Origin of the sequence: Micromonospora endophytica (assembly GCF_003236305.1) — a bacterium.
Taxonomy (GTDB): domain Bacteria; phylum Actinomycetota; class Actinomycetes; order Mycobacteriales; family Micromonosporaceae; genus Micromonospora; species Micromonospora endophytica.
Genome location: NZ_POTX01000467.1, coordinates 1 through 1,315, shown reverse-complemented (window position 1 = coordinate 1,315; position 1,315 = coordinate 1). Strand labels below are relative to the sequence as shown.

Here is a 1,315-nt window from a genome sequence, read left to right as displayed (position 1 = left end):
GGGGCCACCCGGATCGGGCGGTTGGCGGTGGACCAGCTCAACGCGACCGCGTGTCGGTCAGGCTCGGGGGCGGCACCGAGGAAGGGCACGAAGTGTGCCAGCTGGCTTTGCGGGTCCGCCGGGTCGAGACAGGACCGGGTGTCGTCGAAGGTGACCTGGTCACAGAGGCGTGCACCGCCGGAGAACGTGGTCGACTCCTGCGGGATGACAAGTGGTGTGCGGTTGCCGCCGAGGGCATGACTGAGCACCCGGGCCGGGTCTGCCGAGGGGGCTCGCCGGCCGGTGCCGTCCAGCAGCGGCCGGACCCGGTCGTCGCCCTCGACGAAGAGCCGCGCGGCGGCGGCGATGTAGGTCGCGCCGACGGTCTGCTGCTGCACGGCCGTGAGCCGGGTCGGCGCGCCGGTCGAGCAGAGCGGGTCTGACTCGCCGTAGTAGTCCACGAAGTCGTCGGACGACGGCGCCACCGACTGGCCGGGCGTCCACTCGGTGTTGAAGAAGTTGTGGTTCGCGCCGATGACGTACAGCGCGCTGCGCAGTGCCCGGCTGCGGCTGAGGTCGCGGGTCTCGTCCACGAAGAGCTGGCCCGGCAGGTCGTAGACGTCGCCGTCGCAGCCGGGCAGGATCGTCACCGACGGGACCTGGGGCACCGGGTTCTGGCCGAAGAAGGTGGGACCGATGAGCAACATCCCCCGTACGGTCCAGCGGACCTTGCCGCGATAGCCGTCCTGGGCGGCCGGTGGCGGGGTGAGCGAGTCCATCGCCGCGCGGCTGATCCCCTCACCGCCACGGGAGTGCCCCATCAGGAAGACCTGGGACAGGTCGGCCCGTGGCGCGGCACGTACGATCGCCGGCGCGCCGGAGCGCGCGGCACCGGCCCAGTCGGCCCACCTGGCCAGGTGCAACCGGACCAGCGAGGAACGGGCCTGGGCACCACGGTCCTCGGCGGCCCAGTCCTGGCCGTTGATGCCGTTGGCCGCGATGGACACGGTGACGTAGCCCTGCGAGGCGAGCAGCTGTTGGGCCTGAAGGTAGCCGCGGTGGCTGGGGATCGGGTCGGTGCCCGGCGGGCAGGGCCACTGCTGGGGCACCTCCTCGTCACCCCGATAGCAGAAGGCGTGCCGACCGTGCAGGAACAGGGCGAGCGGACGGGCACCGGGGGCGTCGCGCGGTGCGACCACCACCGCTCGCATCTCCACCTGCTCCGGGAAGTCGGGCAGCGTGACGGCGGGCAGGTCGTACTCGCCGGTGATCGCCTGGTACGGCCCGGGTACGCCGGGATCGACCGCGTTGGCCGGCAGGGGTGCCGGGGCGGGGG

1 protein-coding gene is annotated in these 1,315 nt (G+C 72.7%); it reads right to left on the bottom strand.

Annotated features, from left to right (window positions below; all coding sequences use genetic code 11):
• On the bottom strand, positions 1-1,315 hold a 1,315-nt coding region (locus tag C1I93_RS30540; RefSeq protein ID WP_498070727.1), incomplete at both ends, for an alpha/beta hydrolase.